16 protein-coding genes are annotated in these 18,730 nt (G+C 63.0%); 7 read left to right on the top strand and 9 right to left on the bottom strand.

Annotated features, from left to right (window positions below; genetic code table 11):
• Positions 1-73: 73 nt before the first annotated feature.
• Positions 74-715 carry a resuscitation-promoting factor Rpf1 domain-containing protein gene (locus tag CAQU_RS03420; RefSeq protein ID WP_075725246.1) on the bottom strand — a complete coding sequence of 214 codons (642 nt, stop codon included), beginning with the start codon at positions 713-715 and terminating at the stop codon, positions 74-76.
• A gap of 861 nt (positions 716-1,576) precedes the next feature.
• On the opposite strand from CAQU_RS03420, the gene CAQU_RS13190 reads away from it, so the two are divergent.
• On the top strand, positions 1,577-1,960 hold the full coding sequence (locus CAQU_RS13190) for a cold-shock protein (RefSeq protein ID WP_075725248.1): 384 nt from the start codon (positions 1,577-1,579) through the stop codon (positions 1,958-1,960).
• Positions 1,961-2,064: 104 nt separating this feature from the next.
• Here CAQU_RS13190 and CAQU_RS03430 read toward each other — a convergent pair whose 3' ends face one another.
• Positions 2,065-2,619 carry a DUF2771 domain-containing protein gene (locus CAQU_RS03430; protein ID WP_075725250.1) on the bottom strand — a complete coding sequence of 185 codons (555 nt, stop codon included), beginning with the start codon at positions 2,617-2,619 and terminating at the stop codon, positions 2,065-2,067.
• A 59-nt stretch (positions 2,620-2,678) separates the two neighbouring features.
• Positions 2,679-3,581 (bottom strand): glutaminyl-peptide cyclotransferase, encoded by a 903-nt coding sequence (locus CAQU_RS03435; protein WP_084562756.1) that lies wholly within the window; start codon positions 3,579-3,581, stop codon positions 2,679-2,681.
• 37 nt (positions 3,582-3,618) lie between these two features.
• Here CAQU_RS03435 and CAQU_RS03440 point away from each other — a divergent pair, with 37 nt between their 5' ends.
• Positions 3,619-4,269: a DUF3027 domain-containing protein gene (locus CAQU_RS03440; protein WP_425429700.1), complete on the top strand. Its 651-nt coding sequence runs from the start codon at positions 3,619-3,621 to the stop codon at positions 4,267-4,269.
• Positions 4,270-4,277: 8 nt separating this feature from the next.
• Here CAQU_RS03440 and CAQU_RS03445 read toward each other — a convergent pair whose 3' ends face one another.
• Together CAQU_RS03445 and CAQU_RS03450 are read right to left on the bottom strand one after the other, a co-directional pair.
• On the bottom strand, positions 4,278-4,967 hold the full coding sequence (locus CAQU_RS03445) for an aminotransferase class IV (RefSeq protein WP_075725253.1): 690 nt from the start codon (positions 4,965-4,967) through the stop codon (positions 4,278-4,280).
• Positions 4,968-5,065: 98 nt separating this feature from the next.
• Positions 5,066-6,739, bottom strand: coding sequence for a chorismate-binding protein (locus tag CAQU_RS03450; RefSeq protein WP_075725255.1), 1,674 nt, complete (start codon positions 6,737-6,739; stop codon positions 5,066-5,068).
• A gap of 92 nt (positions 6,740-6,831) precedes the next feature.
• Here CAQU_RS03450 and CAQU_RS03455 point away from each other — a divergent pair, with 92 nt between their 5' ends.
• Together CAQU_RS03455 and CAQU_RS03460 are read left to right on the top strand one after the other, a co-directional pair.
• Entirely contained in the window at positions 6,832-8,280 is a 1,449-nt protein-coding gene (locus CAQU_RS03455) for an NCS2 family permease (RefSeq protein ID WP_075725257.1), read from the top strand.
• Positions 8,280-9,107 (top strand): TrmH family RNA methyltransferase, encoded by an 828-nt coding sequence (locus tag CAQU_RS03460; RefSeq protein ID WP_075725259.1) that lies wholly within the window; start codon positions 8,280-8,282, stop codon positions 9,105-9,107. The genes CAQU_RS03455 and CAQU_RS03460 overlap by 1 nt, the downstream gene beginning before the upstream one ends.
• 84 nt (positions 9,108-9,191) lie before the next feature.
• On the opposite strand, the gene CAQU_RS03465 is transcribed toward CAQU_RS03460, so the two are convergent.
• The 3 genes from CAQU_RS03465 to serC all read right to left on the bottom strand — a co-directional run bounded on the left by CAQU_RS03465 (position 9,192) and on the right by serC (position 12,722).
• Entirely contained in the window at positions 9,192-10,169 is a 978-nt protein-coding gene (locus CAQU_RS03465; RefSeq protein ID WP_075725261.1) for a DUF6928 family protein, read from the bottom strand.
• 42 nt (positions 10,170-10,211) lie between these two features.
• Positions 10,212-11,423 carry a septation protein SepH gene (gene sepH / locus CAQU_RS03470; RefSeq protein WP_075725263.1) on the bottom strand — a complete coding sequence of 404 codons (1,212 nt, stop codon included), beginning with the start codon at positions 11,421-11,423 and terminating at the stop codon, positions 10,212-10,214.
• 165 nt (positions 11,424-11,588) lie between these two features.
• Complete coding sequence (gene serC / locus CAQU_RS03475) at positions 11,589-12,722, bottom strand: phosphoserine transaminase (RefSeq protein WP_075725265.1); 1,134 nt, start codon at positions 12,720-12,722, stop codon at positions 11,589-11,591.
• A gap of 1,060 nt (positions 12,723-13,782) precedes the next feature.
• Here serC and CAQU_RS03480 point away from each other — a divergent pair.
• Both CAQU_RS03480 and CAQU_RS03485 read left to right on the top strand, forming a co-directional pair.
• The gene (locus CAQU_RS03480; protein WP_075725267.1) at positions 13,783-15,078 is read left to right on the top strand and encodes a citrate synthase; all 1,296 of its coding nucleotides are present in this window, start codon (positions 13,783-13,785) and stop codon (positions 15,076-15,078) included.
• A 476-nt stretch (positions 15,079-15,554) separates the two neighbouring features.
• Positions 15,555-15,914, top strand: coding sequence for an FKBP-type peptidyl-prolyl cis-trans isomerase (locus tag CAQU_RS03485; protein WP_075725269.1), 360 nt, complete (start codon positions 15,555-15,557; stop codon positions 15,912-15,914).
• Positions 15,915-16,007: 93 nt separating this feature from the next.
• Here CAQU_RS03485 and CAQU_RS03490 read toward each other — a convergent pair whose 3' ends face one another.
• Positions 16,008-17,510, bottom strand: a complete 1,503-nt coding sequence (locus CAQU_RS03490) for a carboxyl transferase domain-containing protein (RefSeq protein ID WP_075725271.1) — start codon at positions 17,508-17,510, stop codon at positions 16,008-16,010.
• Positions 17,511-17,658: 148 nt separating this feature from the next.
• Here CAQU_RS03490 and CAQU_RS03495 point away from each other — a divergent pair, with 148 nt between their 5' ends.
• Entirely contained in the window at positions 17,659-18,501 is an 843-nt protein-coding gene (locus CAQU_RS03495; protein ID WP_075725273.1) for an aldo/keto reductase, read from the top strand.
• Positions 18,502-18,730 lie beyond the last annotated feature (229 nt).

Raw genomic sequence — 18,730 nt, forward strand, 5'->3', positions numbered from 1 at the left:
TTTTGGGCAGCAAAAAACCGCCCCACCTTTTGCGGTGAAGCGGTTTTTGTTATCTAGCCCCGAATGGGGGTGATTAGCGGTTGAGGAGACCCTCGATGGTGCCGCGGTTAGCGTTGTAGAACGCATTGAACTCGGTGCGGTGAGCGTTGTAGTAGTCAACGACGAACTGCGGCATCGCGATGTTGCGGGCAGCGAACTCGCTCTTGAGATCGTTGAAGAGCTTGTCGACGGCGGTCAGCTCGGGCTCGGAAGAAGCCGGGGCCGGAGCCGGTGCCGGGGCAGCAGCCGGAGCGGCAGCAGCGGCCGGAGCCGGGGAGGAGATGACCGGAGCGGCGTTCAGGTTGCGCGGGGTCGGTGCGGAACGCAGGCCAAGCTTGCGGGAGCAAGCGGGCCATGCGCCCCAGCCCTGGCCGGCCAGAACCTTTTCAGCAACAGCGATCTGCTGCTCGCGGGTGGCCTGGAAGGCGTAGCGGGCGTACTGCTGGCCGCCGTAGGCGTTCCAGGTGGAGGGGCTGAACTGCAGGCCACCGTGGAAGCCGTTGCCGGTGTTGATGGCCCAGTTGCCGCCAGCCTCACACTGTGCGAGGCGATCCCAGTCGGAGTCAGGTGCAGCGGAGGCGGTGGGGGCGAACAGGGTAGCGCTCGCGCCGACGGCCAGGGTGCCGGCGGCGATCTTTGCCAGGGTGCTGCGGTTGCTTGCGGCGTGACGTGCCATAAGGGTAAGAGTTCCTCTCAACGATGTCGGGGTGCCCGTGCGTTTCCTTGCGCCGGCACGGATGGTGCTGGCGAGGATTTTTGGGGACGCTCCGGGATGCAAAGTGATCATCGACGTGGCAAGTTAAAACGAGCCAAGGCAATGTTTTCGCCATGGGGCGGAAGTCATCTTTGCGGGGAGACTTTCGCGTATTGCGGAAGCGGGCGGGCTGGAAGCTAGTCGAGCTCGGGCGCTTGCGTGATGACACGAAAGTCGAAGTGTGGTGGAGACTGACAGGGTTTCGGGCGCGGCAGGCCTGACGGAAAATGTGGGGCCGGTGACAGCTACAGGCTGTCGGCCGCAGGCGAAACATCTGTTGTCTGCTAGGCGCCAAGATTAGCCACTTGCGGGGCAAGTGTCACGTTCATGTGGAGAAAAAATAACGAATTCATAACAACCTTTATAAAGCTGCAGGTCAGCGCCTGTAAAAGTGGAAAAAATCAGCTTTGTGATTTCACTCACCCTCGGAGGGTTTCCTGGGAAAACCCGCCAGATTTCGGCCATGAAAACGACACGTACCGAAAACTGCCCCACCACCAACGGCCAAAAACATCTCAACGCCCAGCCGCTGAACGACTGCCAGCGCCCACAGTGACCCCCGCTATCGCTGGTTGAGCCCGAGCAACAAAAGCATTGTTGTATACTTCATTGTTTCCCGACAAAGTCGGGATACTAATAGATCCGCCCAGAGGCTTTCGCCCCCACTTCGCAGTTTCACTGCGACAAAACCGGTGCGCGCACGCCTCGGGCACAACAAAAACACCTCACCGCCGAAGACCCCAACGGTCTTTAAGGCCCCTGAACAACAGAAAGGACACGGCCGTGCCCATTGGAAAAGTGAAATGGTTTGATGCCGAGCGTGGTTTCGGTTTCGTGACGAACCCCGGTGAAGAAGACTGCTTCGTCGGTGCCGCCGTGCTCCCCGACGGCGTTGAAGAGCTCGTCCCCGGACAGCGCATTGAATTCGACGTCGCCGAAGGTCGCCGCGGCCCCCAGGCGCTGCGCGTCGTCGTCCTCGACGAAGGGCCGCGTCGCCGCGCCTCCAAGTACACCCCCGAACAGCTCGCCGGCATGATCTCCGACATGGTGACCATGCTGGAAACCAAGGTGCAGCCCGACCTGCAGCAAGGCCGCCGCGTGGAGCGCAAGACCGGTCGCCAGGTCGCCGAGATCCTGCGCGCCGTCGCCAAGGAACTCGACGTCTAACCCACGCCAAACCCCCAAGCGCTACCCATAGCGCAGCGAAGTGGCCCCCGACTCCATATGAGGAATCGGGGGCCACATGCATAAGTCTGGCCGACCGGCAGAAACTACTTCTCTGGCGCCGGGGTCGCCGAGGCGTGCGCGAAAGCATCGTCGGTGCTCAACGACCACACCACCTCAAAGGGGGCCTCCTGCCCCTCATCGTTTTGCCCCACCAGCAAAGACTTCACCTCAACCACCACTAGGCGGGGGCGGTGTCCATCCGAACCGTCAACCGCGTCAACCTCCACCGGGATGGTTGCTTCCTTAGCCTCATAGGCCTTGAAGTACTCCTCACCGCTGGCAGCCGGCTCGTCATAGACCTTCGTCAACGCCCAATCGTGGTCGTACACATCCTTCGGCAACACAAGCTTCACATCACCGGTTTTGCCAATCTTGAGCGACGGCACCGGATTCTCGGGGCACTTCTCACCCAGCTCACACGCCGTAAAAGGCGTCACCTCCACGGTATTGTCCCCGCTAGAAGCCTCAATGGCTAAAGACGCAGGGTTCGGTGCCGGACGATTATTCCACCAGTGCTGAAACACCACCGAAACGGTGACCACCACTGCAACCGCAGCGACGAGAATGGCGAATTGGGTGAGATTTTTGCGGGCTGCCATAGGCACACAGTTTAGACACAAGTCGTGCACGCGCACAGGAAACCCCGCACACCCTGAAGCTATCCGGCCGAGGTGAAACGCACCTCATACATTTGGGGCCAGCGTTTTCCAGCCAACAAAAAACGATCCGAACCCGGAATGTGCGCAATGCCATTGAGCACGTTGTTCCTGTCCGGCGCGGCATTCGACTTCAGGTTCGACGCGTCGATAACCGCCGTCACAGTCCCGGTGTCCAGGTCAATGCGATAAATATCAGTGGTGAGGTAGCGGTTGGCATACACCACCCGGCGCCCCTTTTCGACGGTGCAATCAAGCTCGTTGAGTTTGTCGATCTCCTGGCCCTGCGACTGCACCATCACCCGTGAATCCTCCACGAAAGATTCCGGATCAATCAGGCGCAGCTGGTTGGTGCCATCCGACATGACCATCACAGAGTCGTCTTTGTCGAAACTGCACAGACCCCAGCCCTCCCCGGAGTAGCTGGCGGTCTGCACAACATCCAGCGTTGCGGCGTCGCGCTTAAAGGCGGTGCCCTGCCGCCACGTCAGCTGCCACAAAGTATCGCCAACCTGGGTGATTCCCTCCCCGAAGTACTTGTCCTCCAGGCGGGCTTGGGGCTGCCCGTGGTGCGCCGGGTCTTCCAGGGAAGTGGCGTATACCCCGGACTGGCCATGCCACCCGGTCGAGACCCACAACCTGTCCCCATCAAGCTCCAGGCCCTGTGTGAAGCTCGTCGGATCGAAAGGATGGGTTTTCACCACCGTGGTGGTCAGCCGCTCGGGCACCAGGTTCGGGTCGGGACCTTCTGCCGTTTGTGTGCAGCCACTGGCGACCAGCCCCACCACGGCACAGCACGCCACCACCGCGCGGGAAATACCGAGCGGTGATGCGGGATCTGCGGGTGGCGTGGTCAAGTTTGCGGTGGGGGACAGGCCCAGAATTGAACGCACTGTAGGGGGCATGCGTTCTATCCTGCACCACGGAAGGCATAATGTCAGGGTGGCTAAGCGAAACGGACCCCTTTTTACACCTGATGCAATCGAGGTGGCGCGCGCCGCCCTGGAGGAAATCGGACAGGTCGGCCGTCACCTTGGCATCCAAGCGCACAACAACGAGTGCGCCACCTTGCGCTTCGAGGCATACGAGCCCGGCTATTCCGGATGGGAATGGCACGCCGTGCTGGCATGTGCCCCCGGCAGCGATCACCTCACTGTCAACGAGTTGGCGCTCATGCCGGGCAACACCGCGCTGAAGGCCCCGGAATGGGTCCCCTATGACCAGCGCTTGCGCAAGGGGGACCTGCAGCCCGAAGCGCTGCTTCCGCCGAACCCCGATGATCCTCATTTGAAGGACAAAGACGGCCGGCTGGTGTTGAGCAAAAAAGGCGCAAAAGCTGCCCGGCAGCGTTGGGAACAGGGAAAGTTTGGCCCCCGTTCTGCCTACGCTCAGCACGCCGCGAATCCCTGCAGCAGCTGTGGCTACTTCCTGCCGCTGGGCAAGCCCATCGGTAAAGAATTCGGAATCTGCGCTAACGAATACGCAGCCGACGGCCATGTCGTCCACGAACGCAACGGCTGTGGCGCGCACACCCTCACCCCGATCGCCGAAAAGCACACCACCCTGGAGCCCTTCGACGACGAGCAGTATTAAACGCCCAGCTAGCTCGGCTCCACGCTCTCGGCCTCGGCCCACAGCTGGCGGTTAATGGCCTCCACCTTCAGGGTTGTGGGGCGTGGCTGGGCGGTGGCGTACTCCAACAGTTGGGTGACCTGCTGAACCCCGTGGAAAGAGTTCGTCAGCAGCACTTCGCTGCTGCGCACCAGCTCGGGCGATAGCCCCTCGGGGTGGGATTCGACGTCGATGTCGAAACGATCGGTTAAATAGTTCAGCACCAGCGGGCGCATGGTGGGCGGCAGCGCACGCGGGTGGTCGCTGATGTGGATGGTGTTGTCTTTGAGCGCGAGCACCGAGGCGTGAATCGCCTCAATAACATGACCGCGCTCATCCACCAGCAGCGCTTCGTGGGCGCCGTGGGTTTGGGCCTTGTTTTTCAACTGCGCCAACCAATACAGGTCGGGGCCTTTGACCGTGGGGTTGATTCTTTCGTCTTTTTGCAGATGCCCCCACAGCGCAATTTTGTCTTTCACAGGGCGATCGGGACGGTGCTGCACCAGAAAAGTACCGGTGTCGCAGGTGATTTTGACGTTGAAGGTGCCCTTTTTGCGCAGCTCTTTTCGCAATTGAGCCTCTTGCGCTTCACTCATGGGTTGGTAGGAGCGAAGGCGCTGAAGGTGGGCCGAAAAATTGCGCACTCGGCCGTCGATCATGCGAAAAGATGTCACGGACATGGTCTGTGTTGACTCCTGGGTGAATCCGTTGTGCGGCGCGCCGGAACACGGCGCGGCACTCCTAGCATTCCGTTAAAAATGGGGGCTGGTTCGGGATGCTAGGACGTGCCGCGGATCGGGTGACCGCATAAAAGCTCGAATGGTAAAAGCTTAACCCGAACCTCGTCGTATTCCTCGTCGGGTTTGCTCAGCCGGGTGATTGCCCCACCGGCGCCGTATTCGAGGAGGTTTCCGGTGCGCACGGCGGTACGAATCAGCATGCTGAAGTCCATGTGCTCGCCGTGGAGGTAGCCCATGATGCCGGAGTAAAACCCGCGCGGTGCCCCTTCGAGCTCGGCGAGGATTTCCATGGATCGCTGCTTTGGTGCGCCGGTCATGGAACCGCCGGGGAAGGCCCGCATGAGGGCGGTGGCCGGGTCGGTGTGCAGTTGCCCGGTGATGGTGGAGACCAGTTGGTGCACTCGCGGATAGGAGTGCAGGGCCGCGCAGTGTTCCACAACGATGGAGTGGCGTTGGCAGCTGCGGTGGAGATCGTTGCGCAACACATCCACAATCATGAGGTTTTCTGCATGGTCTTTGGCGCTGTTGGCCAACTCCGCCGCCAGCGCTGCGTCTTCTTCCTCGGTGGCGCCCCGCGGGCGGGTGCCTTTGATGGGCTGGGCGCGAATGGTGCCATCGTGGGCGTCGATGAAACGCTCCGGGGAGGCGGAGATGATGCTGACGGTGGGACTAATCAGCAGACCCGCCATGGGGGCAGCTACCCGGGAGCGCAGTGCTTGGTAGAGCGCCAGATCTTCCGCGGGGCCGATGGGGGTTCCATCGGTGTCGATGGTGGCGGTGGCTTTAGTGGTTAAACACAGCTCATAGGACTGGCCGTGGGTGATTGCTTCTTGGGCGCGGGCGACGAGCTGGGTGTATTGCTCGCGGCTGTGTGCGATCTGTGGGGCGCTGATCTTTGGGCATGCGGTGGGCAGGTGGGAGTCGTCGAGCAGGTTGGGCAGCACGATGAACTGCTCGGCGTGGAAGAACACCTGTTGGTCCGCGTCGAGGTCGGTGGAGCCGTCGCGGAGGCCATTGGCTTCATAGGTCAGGGCTCCCACGATGGGTGCGGCGGTGGGGGAGGCGTCGCCGAGGGGAAGCGTGGTGGGGGTGCGTCCGGCGGCGATGGTGGTGCGGCCTTCGAATTCGAGCCACGCGAAGTAGGGGTAGTGCTGCGCCCATTGGAAGGGGTTGAGTGCTTTCCACAGCATGTCGCCCAGGATGGTGGCGCCACCTTGGGTGCCGTGGGATTCGGGGTGGAATTGCACCCCGTAGTGCGGCTTGGTGGCGTGCGCGAGCGCCATGACGGTGCTGTCTTCGGCGCGTGCCAGGATGTTCAGGCCGAGCTGTTCGAAGGTGCTTCCCGCGGGTTCGGTGACATCGAGGGAGTGGTAGCGGGTGACCTCGTAGTGCTGGCCTTGGTAGGTGATAGTGCTGGTGAGGCCGTGCATGGGGTTGGCTGCCACGTCGACGACGGCTCCGGCCTCATGGGCGATCATTTGGTGCCCGAGGCAGACGCCGACGACGGGGCGGCCGGAGTGGAGTGCAGCGCGGGCTGCCGGCAGGTCGTCGGCGGGGTGGCCGGGGCCGGGGGAGATGATGTAGCAGTCGGCGTCGGGGAGTTCGGCGTCGCGGTCGATGATTGTCGGGTAGACCCCGATGGCGGTATCGACGAGGTCTGCCAACAGGTGGGTGAAGGAGTCGTGGTTATCAATCAGGACGATGCGGGTCACATGGGGGAGTCTATAAGTTGGCGAACTGGGGCGTGAGGTGGGATTGTTGTCAAGGCACTGTCACGCATCTTTTCTCTTTAAAGGAGACGCCCATGAGCGCGCCCCCCGCGCCGAACGCTGTTGACCGCTTTTTTAGCATCACTGAACGAGGCTCAACGATCGGCACGGAAATCCGTGCCGGTGTTGTCACGTTCTTCGCAATGGCGTACATCATCATTTTGAATCCCCTGATCATCGGCACGACCACCGACCGTGATGGGGTCTCCCTCGGTATTCCTAAGGTTGCTGCGGCGACGGCTTTGACCGCCGGCGTGATGACCATCCTGTTTGGTCTTCTTGCCCGCTATCCCTTCGGTATTGCCACGGGTTTGGGTATCAACACTCTTGTCGCTGTCACTCTTGTCGCCACGGAGGGCCTGACCTGGCCTGAGGCGATGGGTTTGGTGGTCATTGACGGCATCATCATTGTGATTTTGGCGGTCAGTGGTTTCCGTGTCGCGGTGTTTAGGGCGATCCCTGCCGAGCTGAAGTCCGCGATGGGCGTCGGCATTGGCCTGTTTATCGCCTTTATTGGTTTGGTGGACTCTGGTTTCGTGCGCCGTATTCCGGACGCTGCGGGTACTACTGTCCCGGTGAGTTTGGGCATTAACGGTTCGATTGCATCCTGGCCGACGTTTGTGTTCGTGTGTGGCTTGGTGATTTGTGGTGTGCTGGTTGCGCGCGGTACTCGCGGTGGCTTGTTCATCGGCATCGTGGTGACCACCATCATCGGCATGATCGTGGAGTCTATGACCCACGCTGGCCCGTCCTTTGTGGACGGTAAGCCGAACCCGCAGGGCTGGAATTTTGCGGTTCCGACGCTGCCTGATTCTTTTGGTGGCCTGCCTGATTTGTCCATTGTGGGCAAGGTGGATCTGTTGGGGGCGTTTGTGCACGTCGGTGTGCTTAGTGCTTCTTTGCTGGTGTTCACCCTGGTGTTGGCGAACTTCTTCGACGCGATGGGCACGATGACCGCATTGGGTAAGCAGGCTGGTTTGGCCGGCGAGGACGGCACTTTGCCGGACATGAAGAAGGCCCTGGTGGTTGAGGGTATGGGCGCGATCGCCGGTGGCGTGTCGTCCTCGTCCTCGTCGACGGTGTACATCGATTCCGCGGCGGGTATCGCCGATGGTGCGCGCACTGGTTTGGCGAATGTGGTGACAGGTTCGCTGTTTTTGGCGGCCATGTTCCTAACCCCGCTGTATGAGATTGTTCCCATTGAGGCGGCCGCGCCGGTGTTGGTTGTGGTGGGCGCGATGATGATGGGGCAGATCAAGGATATTGATTTCTCCCGTTTCGATATCGCGTTGCCGGCGTTTTTGACGATCGTCGTGATGCCGTTTACCTACTCCATCGCTAACGGTATTGGTGTCGGCTTTATCGCTTATGTGCTGCTGGCTGCTGCCCGTGGCCGTGCACGTGAGGTGCACTGGCTGTTGTGGGTGATTGCGGTGCTGTTCATGGCGTACTTCACCATCGATCCCATTATGAGCTTGCGCTAATGGTGTCTGTGATTCGGATTGAGGATCCGCTGGATCCGCGCCTGGATGATTACCGGGATTTGAACCGCAGTGATTCCCGCCCGGATCTTCCGGGCGGGAAGGGCTTGGTCATTGCCGAGGGCTTGTTGGTGGTTCCGCGTTTGTGTCAGTCGCGTTTCCCGGTGCGTAGCGTCGTCGGGTTTGGTTCGCGGTTGGCGAGCTTTATCGACGAGTTTGGCGATCCGGGGGTGCCGGTCTATGAGGTGACGCGCGAGGTGTTGGCGCAGGTTGCCGGTTTTGATTTGCACCGGGGTTTGTTGTGCGCTGCGGATCGTGCGCCGGCGTTGTCGGTGGATGAGGTGTTGGAGGGGGCTCGCAGCGTGGTGGTGTTGGAGGGGGTGGGCGACCACGAGAACATTGGCAGTATTTTCCGTAATGCTGCTGGTTTGGGGGTGGATGCTGTGTTGTTTGGGGCGGGGTGCGCTGATCCTTTGTATCGGCGTGTGGTGCGCGTGTCCATGGGGCATGTGTTGCGTTTGCCTTTTGCCCACATGGAGGGCACCCGTACGACCTGGCAGCGTGGCTTGGATGAGTTGAAGCAGCGGGGTTTTACGGTGGTGAGTTTGACTCCGGATCCGGCTGCGGTGCATCTTGCGGAGGCTATGGCTGGGGCTGAGAAGGTGGCGTTGTTGTTGGGCGCCGAGGGGCCTGGTTTGACGGAGCATGCGATGCGTGCGACTGATGTGCGGGCCCGGATTCCGATGGCCCCGGGCACGGATTCTTTGAACGTGGCGACCGCTGGTGCGGTGGCGTTTTATGAACGTGATCGGGCGCTGCGGTTGGGCTAGCCCCAGCATGCATGCGTGCGCGGCCTGAAAAAATTCCCGCTGGTGTGGGGTTTTCAGGCCGCGTGTGCGTGTGTGGGGTGGTGTTTAGTGGGTGGTGGGGGTGTCGTCGGTGGGGGGTGAATCGGTGTCGGGGAGGTCGCCGGCGAGGATGTCTTCGGGGTCGAGGGGGGTTTCGGGGCGGGTTTTGTGGGGGCGTTGTGGGGGCGCGGTGCCGATGATGGTGGCGGCTTTGTTGCGGGCTGCGTGCAGGCTGTTGCGGGTGGCGGTGAGGAAGTTGTGGGAGCTGCGCCGGATTTTGTCTTTGGTGCGTTCCAGGTTGCTTTCGAGCTCGTCGAGGGGTTGCCCGTCGTAGTTTTCGTAGTCGTCGTAGTCGCGGTCTTGGGCGAGGCCGAGTTTGGTGCTGGCGGCGGTGACCATGACGCCGATGCTGGGGGGCCGGTTGGGGGCGACTTTGGGTTGTTTGCGGCCGTCGATGGCGAAGGCTGCGACGTGGATTGGGGGGTGGGTGGAGTTCAGGTCGACGCCGATCCAGGCGCGTTCGGCGGCGCGTGCCAGTTCGGCGGGGGCGAAGGGCAGGGTGATGGAGCTGCGGGCGTTGCTGTTGGGGTGTTCGCCGGACCAGTAGGGCGCTTCGAAGGTGCCGGGCAGGCCGGTGTCTTCGAGAACTTGGTCGGGTAGGGCGCTGAGGGCTCTTTTGAGGGTGTTGCCTTGGAGGTGGGCGAAGGCGCCGAAGCCGTCGTTGATGCGCCAGGCGATGGCGTAGGTGTCGGCGGCGGGGACGGAGGAGAGCAGCCAGCTGGGCAGCTGGGTGATTCTTTCGATGTCTTCCAGGGCGGTGTGGACGACGGTCACTCCGGGGAATCCGCCGATGTAGAATTCGCCTTTTCCGGCGGCGGCGGAGCGGTTCATGGTGAATTCGCCGATGGGGGTGATGGGCCAGCGGGGGTTGAGCAGCGCGAGATATTTGCGGCCGAATCCTCGGTCGGCGGGGCCTGCGGAGGCGATGACCGATTCGGGGTCGGCGGCCGTGACAAACCAGACGGTGACGTGGGTCAGCGACACGGTGGCTGCTCTCCTAGGGGTGCTGGTGTGGTGGGGGTGGGGTTATTTGCGGGGGCGTTTGGTGTTGGCGCGTACGCCCAGCAGGACGTCTTCCCAGTGGGGGGTGACGGCTTTGCGTTTGGGGGCTTTTTTGGTCGGCTCTGGGTGTTTGAGGAGGCTTTCGCCTTCCAGCAGTGAGTCGTCGTCGCCGGTGAGGGTGGTGGTGTCTTCGCCGATGACGGGGAGGTCGTCGCGGGTGCGTTCGGTGCTGGTTTCTTCTTCCCCGGTGGTGGGGGCGGTGAGGTCGTCGTTGACGACGCCGAGGTTGCCGCGGCCGGCGCGGCTGATGGTGCGCACGGGGCGGGCGAAGTCGGGGTCGATGAGGTCGGCGGCGAGGGCGTTGCGGGCGACGGCGGTTTCGGGTGATTGTCCGCGGCCGTGGTAGGACCATTCGGCGGTGTTGGTGGACAGTCCGGCTTTCCAGGTGAGGACGACGACCCATTGGTGGGAGGCGTCGCGGTAGGCGTCCCAGTGGGCGCTGGTCAGGTCGAGGTCGCGGGCGGCGAAGGCGGTGGCGATGACTTCGAACAGGGTCAGTGGGCTGGGGCCGTCGTCGCGGACGGGGTGGGCCCTTTTGGCCATGTCGGCGATGCGGGCGCGTTCGAGGAGCACAGGGTGTGCGAAGGGCTCGATGCGGGAGCGTGCCACGTCGGCTTCTTCGGCGACTTCGTCGATGGTTTTGCCGGAGCGGATGCGTTCCTGGATTTCGCGGGGCCGCAGGGTGAGCGGGTTGGAAAGGCCCGGATCGGGGGTTTGTGCTTCGCGGCGCGGCTGTGCGGCAGGTGCGGACTGCCCGGGGTCTTCGCTGTTGTGGGTGTGCTGGGTATCGCCGGTATCGCCGGTATTGCCGGTGTCGCTTGCGGTGGCTGTGTCACCGGTGTCGACCGTGTCAACCGAGTCAACCGTGTCGCCGGTGTCGCCGGTGCTGTTTTCGCCTGCGGCGGGGACGGGGGCGGCTGGGTCGCTGTTAGCGGTATCGGCCCCGGGGTCAACGGCGTCGCGGGTGGCGGAGGAGTCGTCGCGGGCGGAGCTCAACGCGGTGATGGGGGTGGCGGCTGGGGTGCCGGAGATGAGCGATTCCAGCGCGGCGCGCACCTCGTCGGTGACGGCGAGGAAGAAGTGGTGGGTGTCTTCTGTGCTGTCGTCTCGCTGGGCCTCACGAAATACCAGCGAGGAGGCGTCGGAGTCATCGGCGATAAGAATGAGCTCTCGCATAAATGGGTCCTCTTGTTCTCGTGGGAATGCGGCAACGCGCCGGGGTGAATAACACCACTGTAACTGACGAACGCGCGGTACCGGGAAGTTTTTCCACTCGGTACCGCGCGTTGCGTGCGGGTGGCGGGGAGCACCTTGGTGTTGGTGTTCCCGGCCGGGGAGGCGTTATGCCTTGCGGGCGAGCCCGTTATCGAGGACGTAGTCGATGGCCTTGGTGAGGGTTTCGACGTCGGCGGTGTCGATGGCGGGGAACATGCCGATGCGCAGCTGGTTGCGGCCCAGCTTGCGGTAGGGCTCGACGTCGAGGATGCCGTTGGCGCGCAGGATCTTGGCGATCTGGGCGGCGTCGACGGTGTCGTCGAAGTCGATGGTGCCGACGACCAGGGAGCGCTTGGCGGGATCCTGGACGAAGCAGGATGCCTCGGCGCGGTTGTCGGCCCAGGAGTACAGGGCGGTGGAGGAGGCGGTGGTGCGGGCCACCATGCCGTCGAGGCCGCCGTTGGCGTTCATCCACTGCACCTGGTTGTCGAGCATCAGCAGGGTGCCGACGGCCGGGGTGTTGTAGGTCTGGTTCTTGCGGGAGTTATCGACTGCGGTCTGCAGGTTCAAAAACGCCGGGATGAAGCGGTCGGAGGAGTTGATCTTCTCGATGCGCTCGATGGCGGCGGGGCTCATTGCGGCGAACCACAGGCCGCCGTCGGATGCGAAGCACTTCTGGGGGGAGAAGTAGTAGGCATCGGCCTGGGACATGTCGACGGGCAGGCCGCCGGCGCCACTGGTGGCGTCGATGAGAACCAGGGAGCCCTCGGAGTTTTCGGGGCGCACCACATCGACCATGGCACCGGTGGAGGTCTCGTTGTGGGCCCAGCCGATGACGTCGCAGCCGTCCATGGCGATCGGGGCGGGCGCGTCGCCCGGCTCCGCGTTGACGATGGTCGGCTCGTCCAACCAGGGGGCCTTCTTGGAGGCGGCGGCGAACTTCGAGGAGAACTCGCCGAAGGTGAGGTGGCCGGACTTGTTCTCAATCAGGCCGAAGGTTGCGGCATCCCAAAATGCGGTCGCACCACCCAGGGAGAGAATGATTTCGTAGCCATCCGGCAGGGAGAACAGTTCGCTCAAGCCCTCACGAATGCTGCCGACGACGTTCTTGACCGCCGGCTGGCGGTGGGAGGTGCCGATGATGGACTGCTTGCCGTCGACGATCGCCTGGATCTGCTCCGGGCGGACCTTGGAGGGGCCACAGCCGAAACGGCCATCGTTGGGCAGAAGTTCGGAGGGAAGGGTGGGGAAATCAGACATAAGCGGTGCTTTTCTGTTCGACTTTAGGGGACTGGCACGCCGAGAAAACTTTCCCGCACAATCACGCCCGGCTGGGGCGGACGGCCGCCGCCTGGCGGTGGTGCGGGGAAAAGGGGGACTGGCCTTGCCTGACTCCATACTCTAGCGGTGCCGGTGGGGGTGTCGCTGCGCGCGGGGTAGGCGGGCGGGGGTGTGTAACAGCAGATGTGAAAAGTATCGGGTGTTGCAACGTTGCGAAGATTGCGCGAACGCGTGCAGCGCCCCGCATGGTAGGGGGTAGTAAGTGGGGGTAAAAGTTGGGGCCGTGGCCTGGGGTTTTGTCGCACGAATCGATTCCCGTTGACCGCGCCCGGATTTTCTGTCGTGTTCATCACAGCTTTGGTGCACTGTGGGGCAACCCACGGAGCTTTGTCGGGCAGGTTCTGCGCGCTGCGAGTGGGCTTACCGGCAGGAAGCCCTGCCGCATATGCAGGCTCGGTGGATAAAAGCACCGGGCCGGTATAGCGTGAACCGCACGCCCTTTCTGAAAGTGCTACTTGCACAACGGCTACAACGGCCGGTGCCGACTGTGAACAACGGTCGCACCCGAGGCGTTGTGACCGGGTGGCAGCGTGGCAGCGTTGAGGAAAGCGGCAGTGTACCGACGAAAGCGTTCGCGTCTCCCACCGGAGAACACAAAGAAATACTGGGCCCTCGCGCCGCGCACCACCCCGAAATGCGACACTCAACGTGTTCGCCCGGGGGCGACGCGGTCGAGACCACCGCAGCATCGGCCAGCTCGAGGCGACCTCGCGCCACCCCAACCTGGCGGGATCATCCACGGTGCCACCCGCCAACAGGCGGATCGCACCAGATGGCACCAACGCCTATGGGGTGATTTTTTCGGGTCGAACGCTGCAGGTTAGAGCCCCCTTAGTGTCAAAAGTGGGAAACTCGCGAACTTACCGGATAACATCACCGGAATCAGTGGGCGCCACCCCTCGCGGGGTGGGTAGGCACGAATGTAACCCGTTCGTTGCTCGCCCCGGCGCCCAAGAAGAATAAATGCGAAAGGCACACAGTGGCATCTGACAACAAGGACAAGGCAGTTCTTCACTACCCCGGCGGCGAGTTCGAAATGGACATCGTCCGCGCTACCGAGGGTTACGACGGCATTGCGCTCGGCAAGATGCTCGCCGAGACCGGCATGGTGACCTACGATCCCGGCTACGTGAGCACCGGCTCCACCGAGTCGAAGATCACCTACATTGACGGCGAGCAGGGCATTCTGCGCTACCGTGGCTACGCCATCGAGGACCTGGCAGAAAAGGCCACCTTCAACGAGGTGTCCTACCTGCTGATCCACGGCGAACTGCCCACCCAGGAGCAGCTGCTCAAGTTCAACGATGAGGTTCGCCACCACACCCTGCTGGACGAGGACTTCAAGAAGCAGTTCTCCGTCTTCCCGCGCAACGCCCACCCCATGGCCGTGCTGGCTTCCTCCCTCAACATCCTCTCCACCTACTACCAGGACGAGCTGGACCCGTTGAACCCGGAGCACCTCGACAAGGCCACCGTGCGCCTGATGGCTAAGGTTCCCATGCTGGCCGCCTACGCACATCGCGCCCGCCACGGCGAGCCCTACATGTACCCGGACAACTCCCTCAACGCGCGCGAGAACTTCCTGCGCATGATGTTCGGCTTCCCGACCGAGCCCTACGAGGTCGACCCGCTGCTCGTCAAGGCCCTCGATCAGCTGCTGATCCTGCACGCCGACCACGAGCAGAACTGCTCCACCTCCACCGTCCGCATGGTCGCCTCCGCGCAGGCCAACATGTTCGTCTCCGTCGCCGCCGGCATCAACGCCCTGTCCGGCCCGCTGCACGGCGGTGCAAACCAGGCCGTGCTGGAGATGCTCGACGAGATCAAGGCCAACGGTGGCGACGCCACCGACTTCATGAACCGCGTGAAGAACAAGGAGCCCGGCGTCCGCCTGATGGGCTTCGGCCACCGCGTGTACAAGAACTACGACCCGCGCGCCGCCATTATCAAGAAGACCGCCCACGAGGTCCTGGAGAAGCTCGGCGGCGACGACACTCTCGAGCTCGCCATGAACCTCGAGGAAATCGCACTGGCCGACGACTACTTCATCAGCCGCAAGCTGTACCCGAACGTCGACTTCTACACCGGCCTGATCTACCGCGCCATGGGCTTCCCGACCGACTTCTTCACCGTCCTGTTCGCCATGGGCCGCCTCCCCGGCTGGATCGCCCAGTACCGCGAGCTCGTCGAGAACCCGGCCTCCAAGATCTACCGCCCCCGCCAGGTCTACACCGGCGAAACCCTCCGCGAGTTCATCCCCCGCGACAAGCGATAAGGCCACCGCGCACCCCCACAAAGTGGGGGATAGGCGCCAGTCGCCACGCACACAACGCCCCGCACGTACGTTGCCCTCGCACCCCACCAGGTGCCGCAACGCAAACGGCGGGGCGTTGCCCATCACCAGCCAAAAACCACCAACACCCGCCTGGGTCACACCCCCACCACCCGGCACCCCGCCCGGGGTGCCCCTGGGTAAAAAGGGGCGATTTCTGCTCGGAGTCGCTAGGATAGTGGGGCACAACAGCGCGGCCCTGTGCCGCGCCCAACCATGCACCGGGGCACGCGAGGTACGAAAAAGTCTTCCCGGCACCACCGCCGAAACCACTTTTTAGGACATCGCCTGCGCACCCATGCGCCCGCCCCACCACCCGCACACCCGTGCAGGAACCCGCCCGCCAGGCAGCATCTGCACGCGCCGCGGGCACATGGTTGGATCGCTAACAACTTTTGCTTTATGCACAAGGAGCCACAATGGAAAAGCCCGTCATCGAGGTCCCGCAGGGTCCCAAGCCGGAAGACATCGTCATCAACGACCTGGTCGTCGGAACCGGCAAAGAAGCCACCCCCGGCAGCACCCTGACCGTCCACTACGTGGGCGTCGACTTTGAAACCGGCGAGCAGTTCGACTCCTCCTGGGACCGCGGCCAAGCCATCGAATTCCCCCTCGACGGCCTCATCGCCGGCTGGCAGGAAGGCATCCCCGGCATGAAAGAAGGCGGCCGCCGCCAACTCATCATCCCCCCGGAGGCCGCCTACGGCCCCGCCGGCTTCGGACACCCCCTGTCCGGCTGCACCCTGATCTTCGTCATCGACCTGATCGAAGTGCACTAAACCCCACCCCTTAAAAACAGGCTGTGGCCCCGACCAAACGGTCGAGGCCACAGCCTGTCACTGTTTTCAAGGGCAACACACGCCCGATGCCCGCTAGGCGGGAGAATCCCCCAGCTGCTCATAGTGGCGGAAACGCTGCTCCCGGCCCACCCGCTGCGGCGCATTATCCAGCTCCCACAAAGTGTGATCGATCGCAGCAATCACCCGCTCCACAAACGCCTCAGGCTCCTCCGCAGCATCCGGGTTCTCCGGGATCAACGCATCAACAATGCCCGCAGCCCGCAAATCACGCGCCGACACCCCCTGCTCCTCCATCATCTGGGGCGCATGAGTGGTGTCGCGATAAATAATCGCAGACGCCCCCTCCGGAGGCAGCGGCGACAACCACGCATTCTCAGCAGCCAACACCCGATCACTGGGCAACATCGCCAAGGCGCCACCGCCACAGCCCTGACCCAAAATGATCGACACCGTGGGCACATCCACATCCACCAGCTCGCCCAAAGTACGCGCAATAGAGCCCGCCATGCCATTTTCCTCGGCGTGCTGGCTCAACTCCGCACCCGGCGTATCGATGATGCTGATGAGCGGCAGCTTCAACTCGTGCGCCAGCGCAATACCGCGACGCGCGAAACGCAACGCCGCCGGCCCCAACTCATCCTCACCATGCGGGGGCTGCGCATGCCGATCCTGGCCAATCAACACCACCGGGCGGTGCCCGATGCGAGTAATCGCCACTGTCACCGCCGGCCCCACCCGGCCATCGCCAGTACCCGACAGGGCAATCAAATGCTTACTCAGCTTGCCCGTGAGATCCCGCAACCCGGGACGGTCCCTGCGGCGCGTGATCTCAATGGACTCCCACGCAGAGCGCTGCAGCTCACCGGCATCTTGCGGCCACGGGCCCAAATCATGATCCGGGTGCGTCGGACGCAACACATCCACAATCTTGATCACCGCATCCCGCAGCTGGCTAGGATCCAGCACCCCATCAATCACCCCATGGGCAGCCAAGTTCTCACCCGACTGCACCCCCTCGGGCATGGGGGTGCCGGTGGTCAACTCCACCACGCGCGGGCCTAAGAAGCCCAACAACGCATCCGGCTCCGCAAACGTGAAATGACCCGCAGAACCCCAGGAGGCCATCACCCCACCGGTGGTGGGATTGCGCAAGTACACCAAAAACGGCAAGTGGGCGTCCTTGTGGCGATACACCGCGGTCGTAATAGAGACCATCAGCGCAAAAGCCGGGGTGCCCTCCTGCATGCGGGTGCCACCAGAAGACGGCGAAATCAGCAACGGCAACTGCTCTTGGGTGGCCCGATGAATACCAGCAATGATCCGGCGGGCCGTGGCCGCCCCAATCGAACCGCCCAAGAAACCAAACTCGCTGAGCACAAACGCCACGCGGGTGCCCTTCACGGTGCCCTCGCCGGTAATCACCGACTCGTCCACCCCGGACTTCTCCCGGGCCCGCGCCAGCGACGCCCGGTAATCCTCAGAAATGTCCCCATACTCCGGGGGAGTATCCCAACTGATGAAGCTGTCGGGGTCGAGAACCTGGTCAATAAGGTCATGTGCGGATGTGCGACTCATGACACAACACGGTAGCCCCGGTGTCGAAACCTGTCCGGAAAATCACCCAAAAACACCCCCACCACCCCCACCGCTGCCGGCCCCACACCACCCCAACCCTTCACGCCCCGCCCGTGGCCCCTGCACAACACGGCCCGGAAGTGTTTCAATGGTGGGTATGACGAAGATGCTGACGCTCAACGACTCGACCCCCATGCCGCAACTCGGCTTCGGGGTGTGGGAACTCACCGGCGATGTCGCCTATAACTCTGTCCGTCGCGCCATCGAGGTCGGCTACCGCCACATCGACACCGCCTCCCTGTACAAGAACGAAACCGAGGTCGGCCGCGCCATCAACGATGCCGTAGCCGCCGGCGACGTCACCCGCGACGAACTGTTCGTCACCACCAAACTGTGGAACGACCAGCACCACGAACCGGAAGTCGGCTACCAGCAATCCCTGGAACGCCTCGGCCTCGACTACGTCGACCTCTACCTTTTGCACTGGCCCTGCCCGGCCCAGCGCTCCATGGTCAAAGCCTTCGACGGTATGGCCAAAATGCAGGGCTACGGCACCGTGCAATCCATCGGCGTGGCCAACTTCTACCCCGAGGCCCTCGACGAACTGATCACCCGCTGCGGAATCGTGCCGGTGGTCAACCAAGTCGAGCTCCACCCCGGCTTCTCCCAAAGCGACATCCGCGCCGCCGACGCGGAGCGCGACATCGTCACCCAGGCGTGGTCCCCGCTGGGCCGTGGCAGCATCCTGGACAACCCCGTCCTCGTCGACATCGCCCGGGAACTCGACGCCACCCCCGCACAGGTCTGCATCGCTTTTGTGCTCGGCCTGGGGCTGTGCGCCCTGCCCCGCAGCAGCAACCCGGAGCGCATCGAGGAAAACTTCCGCGCCCAATCCCTGGTGCTCAGCGAGGAGCAAATGTCCCGCATCCTCGCCCTCGATAGTGACGAAAATCGCATTGGTCCCGACCCGCGCGTCTGGCCCGAAAGCTAGGATCACAAACATACCCCGGCGACAACCGACAACACTGCCGAACCGGCACCCAGCACGGTTGACAGCTCGCGGGCGTTTCCCCACCTTCAGCGGTGGCGGGCGCGCCCGCGTTTGCCTATCTGCCCACCTGTGAGTACCCCGCAGTATTCGCGGTGCCGGGGAAGACCACACCCACCAGCCCCTGTCAGCGCTCGCGCTGGCCCAGCCGAATCAGAAGACACCACAAAGG

The sequence above is a fragment of the Corynebacterium aquilae DSM 44791 genome (assembly GCF_001941445.1).
GTDB classification, from domain to species: Bacteria; Actinomycetota; Actinomycetes; order Mycobacteriales; family Mycobacteriaceae; genus Corynebacterium; species Corynebacterium aquilae.